Here is an 18,555-nt window from a genome sequence, read left to right as displayed (position 1 = left end):
GTGGTCGGGGGTGAGTCGTGGCTGGTCCGGGCGTACGCGTGTCGTCCGATCAGATTATCGGCTTGTCGTGCTTCAAACGCCGCCGCAGGTCCTTCATCATCATTCGGCTCCCGCCGAACCGGATCGACTTGGGCAGGAACTTGTTCACAATGGAGACGAACGTGAACAGGTGCTCGAAACGGCGGCGATCGTCCTCGGTCCATTCCAGTCCGAGCTGGTCGCGATACAGCGGCGGCAGGAAGCCGGTGGTCAGGAAGCGCAGCAGGTTGACGAATGGCAACCGGATCAGCGGGTTGATCATCTTCAGGTCGACCAGGTCGTTGAGGAACTCGCACGTGGTGTCATCGATGACCACGCGCTCGCAGCCGACGTTCCAGTAGTGGTCGAACTCCTTGCGGGTGGCCGGCCACATCGTGTCGGGCACCTGCAGGGTGGTGGCCAGCGGCCTGGCCGACTGGTAGAAGGTTTCGGCCTCCTCCTCGCTCATCACCCCGTGCAGCAACTGGTGGGAGTCCTCGAAGCCGATGAACAGGCAGGCGGCGACCCACATCTGGAGTTCTTTGTTGAACGCGTTGTACTTCACCGGGCTCTCGGAGTCCGAATGCACATGCCGGTGCGCGGTATTGACCGCATCCCGGAACATAGTGCGCTCCTCCTCGGTACCGAGCACGGCCACCGCCAGGTACTGGGTGGTGGTGCGTGCCCGCTTCCACGGATGGTGCACGAGCGAGCCGGATTCGACCTTCGACTCCATGACGCCGTAGGCCACCTCGGGCCAGCCGAGCTGCATCACCACGTTGGCGGCGGCACCGGCGAACGACCAGAAGTCCAGTGCCTCGGCGATCAGCGCCGGCTTACGGGCGTTGGTGACCCGGCGTTTGCGGGTGGTGATGCGGATACGGGTGCGGGGAGTTGTCAGTTCGGGAGTTGCGGTCTCCAGATCCGGCAGGTAACTAGCGGGCACGGGATTCTCCTTTACGACTCGACTGCTGTGGGTGGGTTGTGCTGTGTGTCAGACTGTTTCGACGTTGTCGACGAGCCACTTGCCGCCGGAATGCTTGAGCGTGACCACCATCCGGTAGGGCTGCGAGCGGCCGTCGGGGGAGACGACGTTCTTGGCCTGCTGATCGACGAAGAGCATCACCTTCGCCGACGAGGCGCCGATGGAATCGACCGCGGCGTAGGAGACGGTGGCGGTGGCCTCGCCCTTGCCGTTCTGGACGATCTGGGTCAGTGCCTGCACCATCTCGTCGTATTTCTTGGCGAAGTCGGGGGTCGACATCGCGGTGATCGCCTCGCGGTTCTTGTCCAGGCTCCGGTAGTCGAAGCTGGAGAGCTTAATCGCGTAGTCACGGGCGATCTTGGTGACCGCGGCGCGGTCACCGCCCGAGTCCGCGCCGTCGGGGGCGGTGGCCCGGCCGGCGAAGAAGCAGCCCACGGCGACCGCCACGGCGAGCAACGCGGCGACGGCACCGAACACGATCCGGTTGCGCCCGGAGGTGGACCGCGTCGTCGCCGGGGCGGATTCGGATTCCCCGGTCGCGGCGTTGCCGGAGGTGGCCGTGTCCGGCTTGCTCAGGCGCGACTTGCCCTGCGGCACGGTCTGTTTGCGCAGCGGTGCGGTCCGGGCGGCGGCGGGACGCCTGCCGGCGTCCGCGCCGGGGGCACTCGACTCGGTTTCCGCCGTGCCTTCCGGCGTGTTCTCGGCATCGCCCATGGCAACCACTTCCTCTGTGCTGGATGTCACTGTGTCAGTTGCCATTTTTGGCCCTTTCTTCGAGTTTGCGCCACCAGTCGAGCAGCTCGGTGCCGTTGGGAATGAGTACGGGATCGTCGACGACGGCGGGTCCCGACGGCTGGCCCGGCTGGGTCCAGGTGGAGGTGCCCAGGTTGTTCGGTCGGGGGGCGTTGACCGCACCACGTTGGCCGGAGCTGTTGGTGGGTGGGCAGTAGCGCGCCAGGTTGGGGGCGGCGACCGTGAAATCGCCGACGCTGCTGCGGGGTTCGTCATAGAACATGCACACCGGACCCTGCGTGGCGATGAGGGAGAAGTCGGCGCGGCCGTTCTTCACGATCGAGCGCAGGTCCTCCATGCCGCGGGGGATGGTCTTGAGGCCTGTGGTCAGGGCGGCCTGCCGGTCGCTGATGATCGGTTCGACCACAGTCAGATTCGCCAGCACGCCACCGAAAGTGCCGCGGTACTTGTCGAACAGGGCGCGGGCGTGGTCGAGGCCCTTGGGGGAGCGGTCGAGCAGATACACGAACACCGGCTGTTGCGCGTCGAGCTGATCGGTGAAGGTCGCGGTGGTCTTCATGCCCCGCTCGAAGGAGGCGGTGTTGTCGCTCATCGCGTCGAGAACGGTGAGCCACTCGTCGAAGATGCCGCGGAGCATCGGGGCGTTGCGCCGTACCAGCGTGGCCAACTGGGATCCATTGGTCAGCAACGTCTGCAAGGTCTTCTCGTTCTTGCCCAAGGCCGTGTAGATCTCGTCGCCGACCGTCGACAAGTCGCCGTCGCCGATGCTGCGCAGCACCTTGGCTGCGTCGGAGATGATGGTGTCCATCTGCTGCGGCTGCCGGTCGGCCGGTGCCGACACCGTGTCGCCCGACTTCAGGTACGGGCCGGTCGACGATTCCGGGATGATGTCGACGCTCTGGATGCCGGCCATCGTCGCCATCGTCACCTGCATGTACGAGTTCTTGGGGATCTTCACATTGCCCCGCAGCACCAGCTTGATGTCGGCGGCCTTGCCGTCCGGCGAGAGCTTCACCTCGGACACGGTGCCCACGTCGACGCCGCGGACGGTGACGCCGGTGCCCTTGGTGAGACCGAACGCGTCCCGCATCTGCGCCTTGAGGGTGAGCTTGGCGCCGAAACCCTCGGGGCCCGCGATGAAGTTGATGCCGTAGGGGATCACGAACGCGGCGATCGCCAGGAAGATCACGAACTGCAGCGTGCCGGCCGGCAGCCGCTTGTACCACGCTGTGAGGTCGGACGTGGGGAGCTTCATCGCGTGCCCTCCTGGGTGGCCGTCGTGGTCGCGGGGGTCTTTGTTGTCCCAGTGGATTTGGTTGTCCCAGTGGATTTGTGTGTCTCAGTGGACTTGGTTGTCCCAGTGGATTTGGGTGTCCCAGTGGATTTGGTGTTCTTCGGAGCCGTCGACTTCGGCTTGCTCTTATGGCCCGCGGCATTCTTCTTGGCCTTGGCCCGGCGGTCCTTGTCGATGCCGCCGGTGATGAGGTCGCGGAGCTCACCCATCGTCGGTGCCGGCTGCCCGGACAGGTACAGACCGCCCGTGAGCACCTTGTCGATGCTGGCGGGGATGTCGAGACCGCCGTCGAAGACGAGATAGTCGCCGCGGATGGCGCTGCCGAAGTTGACCAGGAAGGTGTTCATGTGGCGCAGCGTCTGTCCCACGTTGTCGTTGAACGTGCCCAGCGACTCGAGCACCACCCGGGCGTCGCCGACGAGGCTGTTCAGCTCCGACCTTCTGCCGCTGACGATCTGGTTCATGTTGGCCGCCAGCGTGGTGGTCTGCTGCATCAGCGCGCCGATCCGCTCGCGCTGGCCCGCCAGCACCTTGACGGCGGCGGGGGTCTGGTCGAGGAAGTTCTCCACCAACTGCTGCCGGGCGACGAACAGGTCGCTCACGTCGGCGGCAGCCGACATCGCGGCGTTGAAATCCTCGGTGTGCTGCGAGGACCGGGCCAGCAGCCGGTTCAGGGTGTCGATCAGGTCGCCCACCTTGTCCGAACGATTGGCGAAAGCCGTGTTCAGGCTCGTCATCACCGACTGCAACTGGCCGATTCCGCTGCCGCTCATCAGGTTTCCGAGCGCGGCCAGCGTGCTCTCCACCTGCGGGCCGAGGGAGGTGTCGCGGGAGGAGATGTGCGATCCCTGGTGCAGGGCGCCCTGCGGATTCTCCGGCTTGTTCAGTCGGATGAACGGATTGCCCAGTGCCGAGGGCAGTTCCACCCGCAGCGTCGAGTTCTCGGGGACGTTGACGGCGTCGTCGAGGGTCAGCGTCAGCCGGGCCTTGTTGTCCACCAGTGCGATGTCGGTGACGCGGCCGATCACCTGCTGCCCCTGCCGCACGTCGGCACCGGCGACGATGCCGTCGGCGGTGTCGACGTCGGCGGTGATGGTGAAGGTATCGCTGCCGACGCCGTGCATCGGCAGGTCCTGCAGGCCGGTCGCGCACGCCGACAGGCTCACGCCCGCCGTCAGTGCCAGGGCGGCGACACGGGCGGTACGCATCAGCGGCCTCCTGACTTCTTCGGAAGGGCGCCACCGGAGATGGCCGAGACGATGCCGAGCGGATCGGACGCCGAGATCGGGAACGAGATCGGGTTGGTCAGCCCGGCGCCCACACAGATCGGCATCGGGAACTGATCGCACAGCGGTTTGAGCGTCTTGAACTGGGTGAGTGTGGTCGAGACGTTCAACCGGATCCGCCCCCGACGGTCGGGCCCGATCGTGCTGGACAGGTTCTGCATCATCAGTGGGGCCAGGTCCATGAACTCGGCCATGCCGGCCTTGTTCTTCACCAGCGTCTTCCCGAGGGTGTCGAGGTTCTCGGCCACCACACCCACGTCGCCGCCGTGCTGCAGGACGAAGTTGTTGATCTGGTCGAACACAGTGCGCAGATCCTTGATGGGCGTGGTGATGTCGGTGTTGGCCGTGGCCCACTCGTCCGACAGTCTGCTCATCGATGTGATCAGTCCGTCGAGGGAGACCTGCTTGTTCTTGAAGGTGGTCATCATCAGGTCGAGGCTGTCGATGAGACCGGCGATGTCCTCGCTGCGGGCACCGAAGATCCCCGACGCGGAGGCGAGAGTGGACATGGCCGTTCCGAATTCGGGTCCGCGGCCGTCCCACGACTTGGCGGTCTGGGACAGCAGGGCGCCCAGGCCCTCGTCGCTCTTGCCGTCCGTGCCGTGTCGGTGCCCGGCCCCATCACCTGGGTGAGGGTCTTCACACTCTCCATCAGCTTGTCCCAGCTGATCGGGGAGTGGGTGCGTTCGGTCGGGATGACGCCGCCGTCCTTGAACGTGTCGCCCTCGGTGTAGGCGGGGCCGAGCTCAAGGTGCCGGTCGCTGATGACCGACGGATTGAGCACGTACGCCTGGACTTTCGCGGGCAGCTTCACGTCCTCGCGCACCCTGAGGGTGAGCCGGACATGATCGCCGCGCGCCTCGACCTTGTCGATGGTACCGACGGGCACGCCCAGGACCGTGACGGTGGAGCCCTGGTACAGCCCGTTGACGAAGGCGAAATCGGCGTGCACGGTGCGGTTGTTGTCGCCGCGGCCGAACACGTACCAGCAGCCGGCGACGATCGCGGCGATCACCAGCAGCGCGGTGAAGATCTTGCCGCCCCGGCGCTTACGCTTCCGGACTTCGCGGACCTGACGGAAACTCATTTGCACCCCTTGACGACGCCGAGGACACACAGGAGCCCGTCGGGAATGACCGCGGACGGGGAGACCACGTCGGCCCAGTTGCCGTTGCCGCTGGCATCGGTGATGGTGCGCAGCGAAGGTGGCACCTGGGTGAGGATCTCGTTCACCTGACCGGCGTTGTCGGCCAGAGTCTTGGTGATCTTGGTGAGGTTGACGGTCAGTTCGGCCATCGGGACATTCGGGAAGGTGGCCGCCATCTGCCGCAGGATCAGCCGCAGATTGTCGGTGAGCCGGGTGAGCACGAGGTGGCGCACCGACAGCATCTGCACGAGTGCCTGAGTGGACGAGAAGGCGTCGGACATGGTCTCGCTCTGCTGCGACGTCACGGCGGCCAGTCGCTGCGAGACCGTCAGCAGCTGACTCAGCTGGGTGCCGCTGCGGGTGATGGTCGAGGCCGCCGCGGTGATCCCGCTGAGCGAGTCGGAGGTGGCCTTCGAGTCGGGCATCAGCTTGGTCATCGTGGTCATCATCGTGCGCAGCACGTCCACGTCGATCTCCTTGGACGTGTTCACCGCATCGCTCGACAGGTCGTCGAGATTGTACGGAGAGGTGGTGCGCGACAACGGGATCACGTTCTTGGCACCGTTCTTGCCGGTACCCACCGGCCCGGAGCCCGCGGGGATGATCTCCAGGTACCGCTTGCCGAGCACCGTGCGCAGGCGCACGCCGGCGGTGGTCTGATCGCCGAGCGGCTGACCGTTGTCGAGGCGAAACTTCACGTTCACCCGGTCACCGGCCAGCGAGATCTTCTCGATGCGGCCGGCGGGCACACCCGCGACCAGCACCGGGTCGGCGGTGGTCAGGCCCGACGCGTTGGACAGTTCGGCGGTGTATTGGTCGGTGCTGTTGTAGTAGATGATGCGGGGCACGCCGACAGCGACGAGCAGGATCGCCAGCAATGTGATGATGCCCGCAGTGCCCAGGGTGGCCGCCGAGGCTCCCTGCGCACGCTTGTCGGCTTTGAAGATGAACTCGAGAATGCCGACGAAGACGTCGATGAGTTTGACCAGGAACATCAGCGCATCACCCCTGAGCCCTGGAGGTGGGCAGGCACGACGGCGAGTGCAGGGGACCGAAGATGTTGGCGCTCAGGCCCTGCGCTTCGAGAGTGAAGTTGCACAAGTAGAGCATCATGAATCCCCCGTAGCGGCCGGACTGGTTGAGCTTCGTCGCCAGCATCGGGAAGTTCTTCAGGAAACTGGTGAACTCACCGGTCTGCGGAATCCATGCCGACGTGATGTTCTTGAGCCCTTTCAGTGAGGTCTCGAAGTTGTCGCCCGCGGCGGTCATCATGTCCGCGAGGGCGGCGACGGCCTTGTCGCCGCTGTCGAGAAGCGTGGTCAGTTGCCCGTTGTCACCGATCAGCGTGGCGCTGAGCTGTCCGAGGCCGTTGAACAGCTCGGTGAGCGCGGGACTGCGATCGTTGACGGTGGTCATCAGGGCGGTGAGGTTGGACATCAGGCGGGTGAACACGGGGCCGTTGGCCGCCAGGTTCTGGCCCATCGTCGAAATCTGCCGCAGCAGAGTCTGAACGGACCCGCTGCGGCCCTCGAAGGTGTCGACGAAGCCGCGGGCGAGCGTATTGGCCTGATCGGGGTCCAGCGCCGAGAACAGCGGCTGGAAACCGTTCATGAGTGCGGTCAGGTTGACCGCTGCCGTGGTGGCGCCGACCGGGATCCGGTTGCCGCTGCGCGCCGGGGTGTCCGGGCTGGATGCGAGTGCGATGTAGCGGGCGCCGAGCATGTCGCCGTACCGCACCGTGGCATGCACCTTGTCGGGCAGTGTGTATTTCTTGGCGATGGTCACCTTCACCTCGGCGAGGGCGGTGCCGTCCTTCTGCGGGCGCAGGTCCACCTCGTCGACGCGGCCGATCCGCACTCCCGCCATCGTGACCGGGTTGCCGGCGGTCAGGCCCTCGGCGTCGTGGAACGCGATCCGGTAGCCGGTGGTGTCACCGTGCACCGGCACCCGCAGGGTGTTGCTCATCAGGACGGCGGCGATGATGCCCACCACGACGTAGGCGAGGGCCTTGACGGTGACGGACAGGGGGAGTCTGGTCATCGCTCCTGCACCTGCACCTTCATTCCTCGGACCATCGGACCGACCATCAGCTTGGTCGCCGGGCTGGGGGTGCCTTTGGCCGACGATCGCTTGCCGGTGACGGTCGATTCGAGGTTGCTCAACGGTTCGTTCTCCGCGGCGCCGTCGATGACGGATTCACGCGATGCGCTCTGCCGGGACCCGTCGGTACCGGAATCGTCGGTACCGGAATCGTCGGCACCGGACTGGCCGCGGCCGGACGTGTCCCTGCCGGATGCCGTGTCACGAGTCTTCTTGTCTCCGGACGTGGTGTCGCGCGACTCATTTTCTCCTCGCGGTGGATTCAGGATGGTGCCGTTCGGCGCGCCCGGGGCCCGCACCGGGCCCACGCCCTGTCGGGGTCCGGTGCCGAAACACCGTTGGCCGCGCAGGTTTCCGTAATGCGGGCAGTCGGCCGCCGTGTACGGCATGGGCTGGGAGAACGTGGGAACCGCGGTGATGTTGAACTTGCCGCTGGCGAACAGGATGGTGCCGGCGGCGCCGAACTTGTCGGCCTCGGCCAGTGTGGTCGACAGGCCGTCCGGGTTGTCGGCGACCGTGGACATGATCGTCGACGTCGAATCGACGATGGTGATCAGGTTCTGGCGCTGGGCGGCCACGAACGGCGTCACCGAATCCAGATAGCCCGCTGCCGAGGACAACATGGCCACCAACTGGTCGCGGTTCTCCACGATGCCGCGCGAGATCGACGTGGTCGACGACAGTGTCCTGATGACGTCCGGTGTTGCGCGGCGCAGACTTTCGACCACAGCCCGGAACTTGGGGGTGGCATCGAGGAACTGGTTCATCGTCGACTCGAGTTCGCGCGAGGCGACCCACCAGTCGTCGATCATGATGCCGAGTTGGTTGCCGCGGTCACCGATGGCCCGGCTCACCGTGCTCAGTGCGACGTTCATCTTCTCGGGCTTGACCTCGCCGAGTAGGGTGGACAGCTTGGTGAACACGTCGTACAGGTTCACCGCGTCCGCGCCGCTGTCGACGGGGAGGTCGGCACCGCCGCGCAGCTTTCCGGTCGACCCGCCGGTCCCCGGCATGAGCTGAATGTAGATGTCGCCGAAGAAGGTTCGCGGGGCGACCCGCACTGTCACGTTGTCCGGGATGGATTTCATCATCGACCGGTCGACGGCCAGGCCGACCCGCGACGACGTTGTGCCCGCCTCGATCGAATCGATGTTGCCCACTTTGACGCCGTTGTAGCGGACGGGTGCACCGGGCGAGATCAGTCCGGCCTCGACCGGGATCTCGGCGTGCACCTCGGCGGTGTCATCGAACAGACCGGTGCTGCGCGAGATCATGTAGAGCGCGAAGGCCAGCAGCAGGGCTGTCGCGACGAGCGCGCGAAAGATGTAGCCGGCCTTGGATACCTGGCGGCCGGGAAGCATGATGGTCATGTCGTCAGATCCCCATTCCCGGAATCTCGGGTACGAGTCCCCACAGGCCGAAGGTCAGGATGACGTCGAAGATGCCGATCGCCAGGATCGAGGTGCGCAGTGCACGGCCCGCCGCCTGCCCCACGCCCTCGGGGCCGCCGGAGGCGAAATAGCCGTAGCTGCAATGCACCAGGGTCACGATGCCCGCGAAGAACACCGCCTTGATGGCCGAATACAGCAGGTCCGACGGATTGAGCGCCAGATGGAAGAAGTAGTCGTAGGTGCCCGACGATTCGCCGTTGTACCAGACCACCACGAGGCGGGTCGCGATGTAGCTCGACAGCAGGCCGATCATGTAGATCGGCAGCACGCACACCATCGCCGCGATCATGCGGGTGGTGGCCAGGAACGGGATGGAGCGGATGGCCATCACGTCGAGCGCGGCGATCTCGTCGGAGATCCGCATGGCGCCGATCTGTGCGGTGAATCCGGTGCCCACCTTGGCGGCCAGGGCGATTGCCACCACCACGGGGGCCAGTTCGCGCGTATTGGCCACCGCCGACAGCATTCCCGACAGTGAGGTCATGCCGACGAGTTGCAGGCCCCGGTAGGTTTCGACACCGAGCATCATGGCCGCGGCCAGCGACATCGCCAGCACGATGCCCAGCGTGCCGCCGCCCGACAGCAGCGACTTGGAACCGAAGGTGACCTCGGAGATCTGGTTGAGGACGTGTTTGCGGTAGTGGACCAGCGTGAACGGGATCGCCAGCACCGCACGGGTGATGAAGGTGACGTACTCGCCGAGCCGCACTACCCCGGAGGTGGCGCCCTCGAACTTGCGAGTGGCCGACCGCCGGATGCGGTACGTGGCGTCGTGGGTGGCAACCATCAGTAGGCCCCCACCGCGGGCACGATCACCGTATACAGCTGCGAGAGCACGGTATTGAACACGAACACCAGGGCGAAGGCGATCACCACCGCTTCATTCACCGCGTCGGCCACCCCTCGTGGGCCGCCGCGGGCATGAAGTCCTTTGAAACAGGCCACGATCGTCGAGATGAGTGCGAACACCGCGGCCTTGACCAGCGCCATGATGAAGTCCGACATCCGTCCGTACTGGCTGAACGTGGCCATGAATGCGCCGGCCGGAAGGTGTTGCACGTAAATGTGATACGCGTAGCACGCACCTACGCCGACGACGGTGATCAACGAGCACAACATGATCGAGACGATGATCCCGGCGGCCACGCGGGGCGCGACGAGTCGTTCGATCACGTTCAGGCCCATCACCTCGATGGCGTCGACCTCCTCGCGGATCTTGCGGGAACCCAGGTCGGTGCAGATCGCCGACCCGGCCACACCCGCCATCATCAGCGCGCTGACCAGAGCCGAGGCCTGGCCGACGATGATGAAGGCGACGACGGCGCCGGAGTAGCCGCCGGCGCCGATCCGGCCGGCCAGCTCGCCCACCGACACCGCGATGAACACACCGACGGGGATCATCAGCAGCAGCGCGGGGCCGGTGCTGACGCGGCCGATGAACACGACCTGACCCAGTGTCTCGCCGAGCGACAATCGCCCCCGCAGAGTTGCGACGACGGTTGCCCCGATCGCCTGGAGTGCGAAGCCGAGCGTGTGCCCGGCTTCGGTGGCGAGGTCCCTGATGGGACCCTTTGACGCCGGTAGGTCGAATGCCACCGACAACCCCCTTCGGTTATGTGGCCTGGCTCTCAGCGAGCACGCTAGCATGTTTCATATATGAAATGTAAAGCTTCACATCCCCTGGAGTGTGGACTTCGGGGTATGGCCAGGTCAGAAGGGTGCAGATGAGTACGTCGCAGATTGTGTGGCTGGTTATCGGGGTGCTGGCGGCCCTCGGAGTCGTCGGAATTGTCGGATTGGTGGTGCTGTGGGGCACCGCGAGCAATCCCGGCAGGTCGGCGGTACGCAAGGAGGTTCCGGCCGAGGAGATAGACCGCTACATCGAGCGTGGCGCGGCCTTCGCGATCGTGCTCACCGAACGCACGCCGCTCTCGCGCCGGGAGGTCTGGGACCGGGTCGTCAACGTCGAGTACATGTCGAGCCTGCCGCTGCTGTCCGGACCGGTGTGGTCCGGCGACGACGTGATCCCCGGGGCGACCCCGGTGGTTCCGGTGGGTGCGGCGCGCACGATGTCGGGAACGCTGATGTCGGTCTCCGAGCGCGTCACGCACGTCGAGGACGAGGCCGAACTGACCCTCACCGGCACCGCGGTCTCGTTCCCGTTGGCCATCCACAGCTTCGCTGAACGCTGGACCATCACCGACGGTCCCCGCGGCACCCTCGTGGTCACCTGGGCGATCGCCGGCTCGCCCCGCTGGGTGGGCTGGCTGCCGTGGCGCTGGGCGGTGCCCTTCGTGCGGCCGATCCTCGGTTTCGTGCTCCGCCATATCCTGCGCCTCAAACCCTTCCGCTCTGTGCGCTGATCCATGAGACAAAGCCGACCTCCTCGCTGGTTGAGGTGTGAGGTCGCCCAGCGACCGAGCCTCGAAACCTGGTGAGCGGGCAGTGTTGTCTTGCGAGGTGTCGAGGCTCGCAAGCTCGCACCTCAACCGACGAAGTGGGTGCCGGGTGGGATAGGTTGACCCGATGAATTCCCGTCCGGCCGCGGCGCCGGTGTGGCAGCGCGTATCCCGAAGGTGGATCGGACTTTTCGGGCTCGCCTGGATGGGGGTGTGGCTGGCGCAGTTGGCCCCGTTCCAGTTGACGCTGCCCGAACAGGTCAACGACTGGCTCGACATCGGCGACGACGTCACCGCCGGCAACTGGCACCGCAGCGTGCTGACATTCGGTGTGGTGTCCGGGATCTCGGCGATCTTCGCGCTGGTGGCGTTTCCGCTGACCGGGTCGCTGTCGGACCGCACCCGCAGCCGGTACGGCCGACGTAAACCCTGGATCGTCGGCGGCATGGTGCTGTTTGTGGTGTCGCTGATCAGTCTGGGACTGGTCAGCGACATCGTGGCGATCACGGTGCTGTGGTCGGCGGCGATCACCGGTTTCGCCACCACCTCGGCGGCGTTGACGGCACTGATCAGTGATCAGGTCCCGGTGTTCCAGCGCGGCGTCGTGTCCAGTTTCGTGTCGGCGCCGCAGGCGCTCGGCGTGATCGTCGGGATGGCGATCGTGTCGTCGTTCGAGCTCGGGTATCTGCCCGCGTACCTGGTGTACGCGGGCGCGCTCGTCGTCTGCGTGTTGCCGTTCGTGCTGCGCCTGGACGATCCGCTGCCGGCCGACGCCGGGCTCGGGAAGCTGACCGTGGCCAATATCGTGTCCGAACTGTGGATCTCGCCGTCGAAGTATCCCGACTTCGGCTGGACGCTGCTGGGGCGGATCCTGGTGAACCTGGGCAATGCCCTGGGCACCTCGCTGCTGTGGTTCTTCCTGACCTTCGGCCTCGGCGTCGACGACCCGGACAACGATCTGCTGCTGGTGAGCGCCGTCTACATGCTGTTCGTCATCGCGAGCGCGTTCATCAGCGGCGCGGTCAGCGACCGCATCGCGCGGCGCAAGCCGTTCGTCCTGGCCGCCGGGCTCGCCCAGGGCATCGCGGCGCTCTGCATTGCCGCACAGGCGGATCTGACGATGACGATGGTGGCCGCGGCCTTCCTCGGTGCCGGTTTCGGCGCCTTCCTCGGCGTCGATCAGGCGCTGGCGACGCAGGTGCTGCCCGACCCCGACCACAACGGCCAGGACCTCGGGATCATGAACATCGCGATGGCCGTGCCGCAGGCCCTCGGCCCGCTGGTCGGGGCCCTGGTCGTCGAGGCCACCGGCGGTTTCACGGGCCTGTTCGTCGCCTCGGCGGTTCTCGGGATCCTCGGCGGCCTGAGCGTGCTCCTCGTCCGCAGCGTGCGCTGACCGAAAACCTCTGGACCGCCGCCGGCGGGCCCCGGCAGGATGGGGCGGTGACCCGACGATTCGCTCAACTCGATGTGTTCTCACCGCAACCGACCCGCGGCAACCCGCTCGCCGTGGTAGTCGATGCCGACGGCCTCGACGACGGGCAACTGGCCGCGTTCGCACGGTGGACCAACCTCTCGGAGACCACGTTCCTGCTGCCACCTGCGCATCCCGACGCCGACTACCGGGTGCGGATCTTCACCCCTGGCGGGGAACTGCCTTTCGCCGGCCATCCGACGCTCGGCTCGGCGCACGCCTGGCTCGCGACCGGTGGGGTGCCGAAAGCCGAACGGATCGTGCAGGAATGCGGCGTCGGGCTCGTGCCCATCCGCCGCGACGGTGAACGGCTCGCGTTCGCCGCACCGCCGCTGATCCGCACCGGATCCGTCGACCAGGCCGTGGTCGCCGAGGTCGCCGCCGCGCTGGGCCTGGACAGTACGGAGATCAGCGCAGCCGAATGGGTGGTGAACGGACCCGACTGGATGCTGCTGGTCCTCGATTCCGGCGAGCGGGTCCTGAGCCTGCAACCGGACATGGCCGCGCTCGGGACCCACAAGGTCGGCGTGGTGGGTCCATACCCGTCGGGCAGCCCGATCTCGTACGAGGTGCGGGCGTTCGCGCCCGGCGTCGGCGTGCCCGAGGACCCGGTCACCGGCAGCCTCAACGCCGGCGTCGCCATGTGGATGCGGGCCGCCGGCCGGGTGCCACCGGAGTATGTGGCCGCCCAGGGTGCGGCGATCGGGCGTGCCGGGCGGGTCTACATCACCGACGACGGCACTGACATCTGGGTCGGCGGCGACTGCGTCACCGTCATCGAGGGTACGGTCGCGCTCTGAATCATACGCTGTGTCAATGTTATGGGCGTGAGTGACGCCCCGGCAGCACCCGAGACCGAGAGCAGTAAGGCCGCGCGCAGGCGGCTGCGTAAACAGCCCCCGCCTGATCCGGCGCCGCTGGCCGGACTGATCGACGCCCACACCCACCTGGCCGCGTGCGGCGGACGCGACCCCGAATCGGTGCGGGCCATCGTCGACCACGCCGCGTCGGTGGGGGTGCGGGCGGTGGTGACCGTCGCCGACGACATCGTCGACGCCCGCTGGGCACACCGGGCGGCACAGTGGGACGACCGGGTGTACGCGGCGGTGGCCATCCACCCGACCCACGCCGGTGAACTCGACGACGCGACCCGCGCCGAGATCGAGGAGATGGCCGCCGCCGACAGGGTCGTCGCGGTGGGGGAGACCGGCCTGGACTACTACTGGATCGGCAGGTCCGATACGTGCGCCACCAAGGAGCAGCAGTACGAGGCGTTCGCCTGGCATATCGACCTCGCCAAGCGTCTGCGCAAGCCGCTGATGATCCACAATCGTGACGCCGACGCCGATCTGCTGGACGTTCTGGCGGCCGAAGGCGCGCCCGAATCCGTGATCATGCATTGCTTCTCCGGTGACCGAAACGTTGCACGCGAATGCATAGACCGCGGATACCTGCTGAGTTTTTCCGGAACTGTGACGTTCGCCAACTCCGATGAATTGCGAGTCGCGGCGGCGCTGGTGCCCGACGACCAGCTTCTCGTGGAGACGGATGCGCCGTTCCTGACGCCACATCCCTACCGTGGCCAGCCAAATCAGTCGTATTGCCTGCCGTACACCGCACGACATATCGCGGAGACCCGTGGCATCGGCGAGGCGGAACTGGCCGAGATCGTGGGGGCCAACGCACGCCGGGTTTACGGCATACCTTTGCGTTAACCAATTCTGTTCGTTATCGTATCGTAACCAAGAGGTTCACCCCCGCGTAGCCGGCCTCCCCATCACGGCACTTGACCGTGACCCCGCCGGAGCTGTGACAAACGGGAACGCGGGCCGATCTGTTGTCAACGAGGAATTTCGTAACGTGTCTGCTCTGCTCCACATCCATAGGTCCGATTCCAAGGCGGCCCGCGTGGCCACCGGTGCCGCGCTGCTCACCGTGATGGCCGGCGGCGTCGTCGGTATCACCAGCCACAAGGACATCACCCTTGCCGTCGACGGCAAGACCCAGCAGATCTCCACCATGGCGTTCTCCGTCGACCGTGTGCTGCGCGACCAGGGCTACAGCCCGTCGAATGCCGACCAGGTGCTGCCCGGTCTGAAGTCGGGTCTCAAAGAGGGGCAGACCATCGTCTTCAACCGGCACAAGACCCTGACCCTCAATATCGACGGCAAGACCTCGACCGTCCAGACCACCGCCACCGACATCAAGCAGATCCTCGACGAGAACGGCTACGAGGACGCGCTCGCCCATCCGCAGAACTTCGGGCCCGACAGCGTCCCGCTCACCGGCGGCCTGGTGCAGGTGACCCTGCCCAAGCGGATCCGTATCACCGACGGCACCACCACCTACCGCACCGACATCGCCGCCCGCACGGTCGCCGAGGTCCTCAAGAACTCGGGCAAGCCGCTGACCCCGCTCGACAAGGTGCGGCCCGCCGCCGACACCCCGATCCGGCCCGGCATGAAGATCGTCGTCACCCGCATCCGCACCGAGGAGTCGACGGTCACCGAGAAGTTCAGCGCCGATCCCGTCACCAAGGACGACCCCACGCTGGTCAAGGACCGCAAGGTCGTCGAGAAGGCGGGCAAGCCGGGTACCTCCGAGGTCACCTACCGGCTGACCATCGTCAACGGCAAGGTCACCGAGCGGGAGAAGCTCGGCTCCAAGACCCTCACCGAGCCGGTGCCCGCGACCGTGCGCATCGGCACCAAGCCGGGCGCCCCGTACGTCGCGCCGGGCTCGGTGTGGGATCAGCTCGCGCAATGTGAGGCCACCGGCAACTGGGCCATCAACACGGGTAACGGTTTCTTCGGCGGCGTACAGTTCGACCAGAACACCTGGGAGCGCTGGGGTGGGCTCGAGTACGCCCCGCGCGCCGACCTGGCCACCCGTGAGGAGCAGATCGCGATCGCCAGCAAGACACAGGCCGCTCAGGGCTGGGGCGCGTGGCCGTCCTGCTCGTCCAAGCTGGGGCTGCGCTGAGCGCCCCTGATCCGGCGCCGGGTGGGGGACCGGCGCTCCTCGGCCCGGCACAGATCCGTGAACTGGCCGCCGAACTGGATGTGCGGCCCACCAAGACCCTCGGCCAGAACTTCGTTCACGACGCCAACACCGTCCGGCGCATCGTCGCGGCGTCCGGCATCGGCCCCGACGACACCGTTCTCGAGGTGGGTCCGGGTCTGGGCTCGCTGACCCTCGCGCTGCTCGCGGAGGCCGGCCGGGTGGTGGCCGTCGAGATCGATCCGAAGCTCGCCGCCCGGCTGCCGCGTACCATCGCCGAACGCGCACCCGGTCAGGCCGGCCGGTTCGAGGTGATCACCGCCGACGCCATGTCGGTGCGCCGCGCCGACCTGCCGGAGCCGACGGCCCTGGTGGCCAACCTGCCCTACAACGTGGCCGTGCCCGTGCTGCTCCATCTGATGGCCGAATTGCCCAGCATCACAACCGCTTTGGTGATGGTTCAGGCCGAGGTGGCCGATCGGCTGGCCGCCGATCCGGGCAGTCGTATCTACGGGGTGCCCAGCGTCAAGGCCCGCTACTACGGCGACGTGGCCCGGGCAGGTGCGGTGGGGCGCAACGTGTTCTGGCCCGAACCGAAGGTCGAGTCCGGCCTCGTCCGCATCCGCCGGACCGACACCTACCCCCGCGACGACGCCCTGCGCCGGCAGGTGTTCGACGTGATCGACGCGGCCTTCGCCCAGCGCCGCAAGACGATGCGCTCGGCGCTCGCGTCGTGGGCGGGCGGCGCCGTCGAGGCCGAACGCAGGCTGCGCGCGGCGGGCATCGACCCGCAGATCAGGGGCGAGAAGCTCGGTGTGGCCGATTTCGTCCGCCTCGCTCAGATCCCCGCCGCCCCCGACCACTAGGCTCTAGCTCGTGTCAGGTGCGTCATTGTCCGTGGTCTCCCCGTCGGTCACCGTGCGCGCGCCGGCCAAGGTCAATCTGCACCTGGGGGTGGGACCGCGCCGCCCCGACGGCTACCACGACCTCGTCACCGTCTTCCAGGCGCTGTCGCTGCATGACGACATCACCGTCCGCGCCGCCCCCGAACTGACGGTGCGGACCCGCGGCGAGGGCGCGGCGTTCGTCGCCGACGACCAGACCAACCTCGCCTACCGCGCGGCGGTGGCGCTCGCGGCCTGGGCCAACCACGGCTCCGGGCTCGACATCGACATCGACAAGGCGATCCCGGTGGCCGGCGGCATGGCCGGCGGCAGCGCCGACGCGGCGGGCACCCTCGTCGCCGTCGCCGAACTCTGGAAACTCGACATCGACCGCGCCGCACTGTCGGCGCTGGCCGCCGACCTCGGCTCCGATGTGCCGTTCATCCTCTACGGCGGCACGGCCCTGGGCACCGGCCGCGGCGAACAACTGGTGCCGGTGCTCTCGCGCGGCGAGTTCCACTGGGTGCTCGCACTCGCCGACGGCGGCCTGTCCACGCCGAAGGTGTTCGCCGAACTAGACCGGCTGCGCGACGGGCGGCCGGAGGCCGGACCCGGTGAGCCGGCCCGGCCCGACGACCTGCTCGCCGCGCTGGCCTCGGGCGACCCGCACGCGGTCGCGCCGCTGCTGTACAACGACCTGCAGCCGGCCGCGCTCGGCCTCAAGCCGGCATTGCGCCGGACCCTGCGCGCCGGCACCGAGGCAGGTGCGCTCGGCGGCATCGTGTCCGGATCCGGACCGACGTGCGCCTTCCTGTGCGCCGACCAGGACTCGGCGGTGGCGGTGGCGGCCGAACTCGCCGGTGCCGGGGTGGCGCGCGGTGTGCGTGTGGCCGGCGGCCCGGTGCCCGGCGCCAAGGTGGTCGATCACGGCTGAGCGGCGGGCACCCGACGGTGTCGCGGATCTGGCCGGGCGGCTGCGCGCGGCGGGCTGTGTGTTCGCCGACGACGAGGCCCGCATACTCACCGAGGCCGCAACCCGCGACGGGGTGCTCGACCCGGAATTGCTCGACTCGCTGGTCCGCCGCCGCGAACGGGGCGAACCGCCCGAACACATCGTCGGCGGTGTGGAATTCGCCGGGCTGCGGTTGTCGGTGGGGCCGGGGGTGTTCATCCCGCGCCGGCGGTCGGCGTTCCTGGCCGGTCTGGCCGTGGAGGCCGTGGAGACCCGCGCACCGCGGGCCGTTCTCGTCGAGGCGTTTTGCGGGGTCGCGCCCATCGCGGCCGTGGTGGCGGCCCGACTCGGCACGTCGGCGGCGCGGCTGGTCGCCGTCGACCATCGCGCTGAGGCGTTGACGCATGCGCGTATCAACCTGCCGGCTGATGCGTTGGTGATGCGCGCCGTGGTGCCCGACGGTCTCAGCACGGTGCTCGATGACGCGGGGGTGCTGGGATCGGTGGACGTGCTCGCCGCGGTCGCACCCTACGTGCCCACCGCGTCGCGGGCGCTGCTGCCCGCCGAGGCCGTCGACCACGAACCCGCCGACAGTCACGACGGCGGCCAGGACGGGCTCGACGCGGTGCGCGGGTTGCTCGCCGGAGCCCGGCGCTGGGGCGCGCCGGGCGGTGTGGTGCTGTGCGAATGCCACCGGGGACAGGCGCCCGCCGCGCAGGCGTTCGCCGCAGATCTGGGGTTCGGATGTCGGGTGCATCACAGCGACGACGGCCAGACTGCCGTCGTCGAGGTACTCGTACCCCGGTGACGTT

General features: G+C 67.4%; 17 protein-coding genes and 1 pseudogene. 8 read left to right on the top strand and 10 right to left on the bottom strand.

All coding sequences use genetic code 11. The features are described 5' to 3' along the window. Positions 1–49: 49 nt before the first annotated feature. From GOAMR_RS09685 to GOAMR_RS09640, 10 genes and pseudogenes are all read right to left on the bottom strand, one after another. Positions 50–964 (bottom strand): oxygenase MpaB family protein, encoded by a 915-nt coding sequence (locus tag GOAMR_RS09685; RefSeq protein ID WP_005186347.1) that lies wholly within the window; start codon positions 962–964, stop codon positions 50–52. A gap of 48 nt (positions 965–1,012) precedes the next feature. Next, a complete protein-coding gene (locus GOAMR_RS09680; protein WP_005186341.1) occupies positions 1,013–1,717 on the bottom strand; it encodes an Rv1363c family protein in 705 nt (234 codons plus the stop codon). Between the two features lie 34 nt (positions 1,718–1,751). Beyond that, complete coding sequence (locus tag GOAMR_RS09675; protein ID WP_005186340.1) at positions 1,752–3,011, bottom strand: MlaD family protein; 1,260 nt, start codon at positions 3,009–3,011, stop codon at positions 1,752–1,754. Further along, on the bottom strand, positions 3,008–4,258 hold the full coding sequence (locus tag GOAMR_RS09670) for an MCE family protein (protein ID WP_005186339.1): 1,251 nt from the start codon (positions 4,256–4,258) through the stop codon (positions 3,008–3,010). The genes GOAMR_RS09675 and GOAMR_RS09670 overlap by 4 nt, the downstream gene beginning before the upstream one ends. Then, positions 4,258–5,423, bottom strand: a pseudogene (locus GOAMR_RS25805) (MCE family protein). Before GOAMR_RS25805 ends, GOAMR_RS09670 begins: the two are co-directional and overlap by 1 nt. Further along, entirely contained in the window at positions 5,420–6,478 is a 1,059-nt protein-coding gene (locus tag GOAMR_RS09660) for an MlaD family protein (RefSeq protein WP_005186336.1), read from the bottom strand. The pseudogene GOAMR_RS25805 and the gene GOAMR_RS09660 overlap by 4 nt, the downstream one beginning before the upstream one ends. A 7-nt stretch (positions 6,479–6,485) precedes the next feature. Next, the gene (locus tag GOAMR_RS09655) at positions 6,486–7,523 is read right to left on the bottom strand and encodes an MlaD family protein (RefSeq protein ID WP_005186335.1); all 1,038 of its coding nucleotides are present in this window, start codon (positions 7,521–7,523) and stop codon (positions 6,486–6,488) included. Next, positions 7,520–8,953, bottom strand: coding sequence for an MCE family protein (locus GOAMR_RS09650; protein ID WP_005186333.1), 1,434 nt, complete (start codon positions 8,951–8,953; stop codon positions 7,520–7,522). The genes GOAMR_RS09655 and GOAMR_RS09650 overlap by 4 nt, the downstream gene beginning before the upstream one ends. Positions 8,954–8,957: 4 nt before the next feature. After that, complete coding sequence (locus GOAMR_RS09645; protein WP_005186331.1) at positions 8,958–9,821, bottom strand: MlaE family ABC transporter permease; 864 nt, start codon at positions 9,819–9,821, stop codon at positions 8,958–8,960. Further along, a complete protein-coding gene (locus GOAMR_RS09640; protein WP_005186329.1) occupies positions 9,821–10,630 on the bottom strand; it encodes an MlaE family ABC transporter permease in 810 nt (269 codons plus the stop codon). Before GOAMR_RS09640 ends, GOAMR_RS09645 begins: the two co-directional genes overlap by 1 nt. A gap of 128 nt (positions 10,631–10,758) precedes the next feature. On the opposite strand from GOAMR_RS09640, the gene GOAMR_RS09635 reads away from it, so the two are divergent. The 8 genes from GOAMR_RS09635 (at position 10,759) to GOAMR_RS09600 (ending at position 18,551) form a co-directional block, all read left to right on the top strand. Beyond that, entirely contained in the window at positions 10,759–11,397 is a 639-nt protein-coding gene (locus tag GOAMR_RS09635) for an SRPBCC family protein (protein ID WP_005186328.1), read from the top strand. A gap of 163 nt (positions 11,398–11,560) precedes the next feature. Continuing rightward, the gene (locus GOAMR_RS09630) at positions 11,561–12,829 is read left to right on the top strand and encodes an MFS transporter (protein WP_005186327.1); all 1,269 of its coding nucleotides are present in this window, start codon (positions 11,561–11,563) and stop codon (positions 12,827–12,829) included. A 47-nt stretch (positions 12,830–12,876) separates the two neighbouring features. After that, positions 12,877–13,707 carry a PhzF family phenazine biosynthesis protein gene (locus GOAMR_RS09625; protein WP_005186326.1) on the top strand — a complete coding sequence of 277 codons (831 nt, stop codon included), beginning with the start codon at positions 12,877–12,879 and terminating at the stop codon, positions 13,705–13,707. A gap of 21 nt (positions 13,708–13,728) precedes the next feature. Continuing rightward, positions 13,729–14,622, top strand: coding sequence for a TatD family hydrolase (locus tag GOAMR_RS09620; protein ID WP_005186325.1), 894 nt, complete (start codon positions 13,729–13,731; stop codon positions 14,620–14,622). 145 nt (positions 14,623–14,767) lie between these two features. Beyond that, positions 14,768–15,889, top strand: a complete 1,122-nt coding sequence (locus tag GOAMR_RS09615) for a resuscitation-promoting factor (protein ID WP_005186324.1) — start codon at positions 14,768–14,770, stop codon at positions 15,887–15,889. Then, positions 15,853–16,773 (top strand): 16S rRNA (adenine(1518)-N(6)/adenine(1519)-N(6))-dimethyltransferase RsmA, encoded by a 921-nt coding sequence (gene rsmA / locus GOAMR_RS09610; protein WP_005186323.1) that lies wholly within the window; start codon positions 15,853–15,855, stop codon positions 16,771–16,773. The genes GOAMR_RS09615 and rsmA overlap by 37 nt, the downstream gene beginning before the upstream one ends. Positions 16,774–16,783: 10 nt before the next feature. After that, positions 16,784–17,725 carry a 4-(cytidine 5'-diphospho)-2-C-methyl-D-erythritol kinase gene (locus GOAMR_RS09605; protein WP_040514855.1) on the top strand — a complete coding sequence of 314 codons (942 nt, stop codon included), beginning with the start codon at positions 16,784–16,786 and terminating at the stop codon, positions 17,723–17,725. Next, positions 17,670–18,551 carry a class I SAM-dependent methyltransferase gene (locus tag GOAMR_RS09600; RefSeq protein WP_244427366.1) on the top strand — a complete coding sequence of 294 codons (882 nt, stop codon included), beginning with the start codon at positions 17,670–17,672 and terminating at the stop codon, positions 18,549–18,551. Before GOAMR_RS09605 ends, GOAMR_RS09600 begins: the two co-directional genes overlap by 56 nt. Positions 18,552–18,555 lie beyond the last annotated feature (4 nt).

Source organism: Gordonia amarae NBRC 15530 (genome assembly GCF_000241345.1).
Classification (GTDB): Bacteria; Actinomycetota; Actinomycetes; order Mycobacteriales; family Mycobacteriaceae; genus Gordonia; species Gordonia amarae.
The sequence above is the reverse complement of the archived record's forward strand: the minus strand, read 5'-3'. Positions and strand labels throughout refer to the sequence as shown.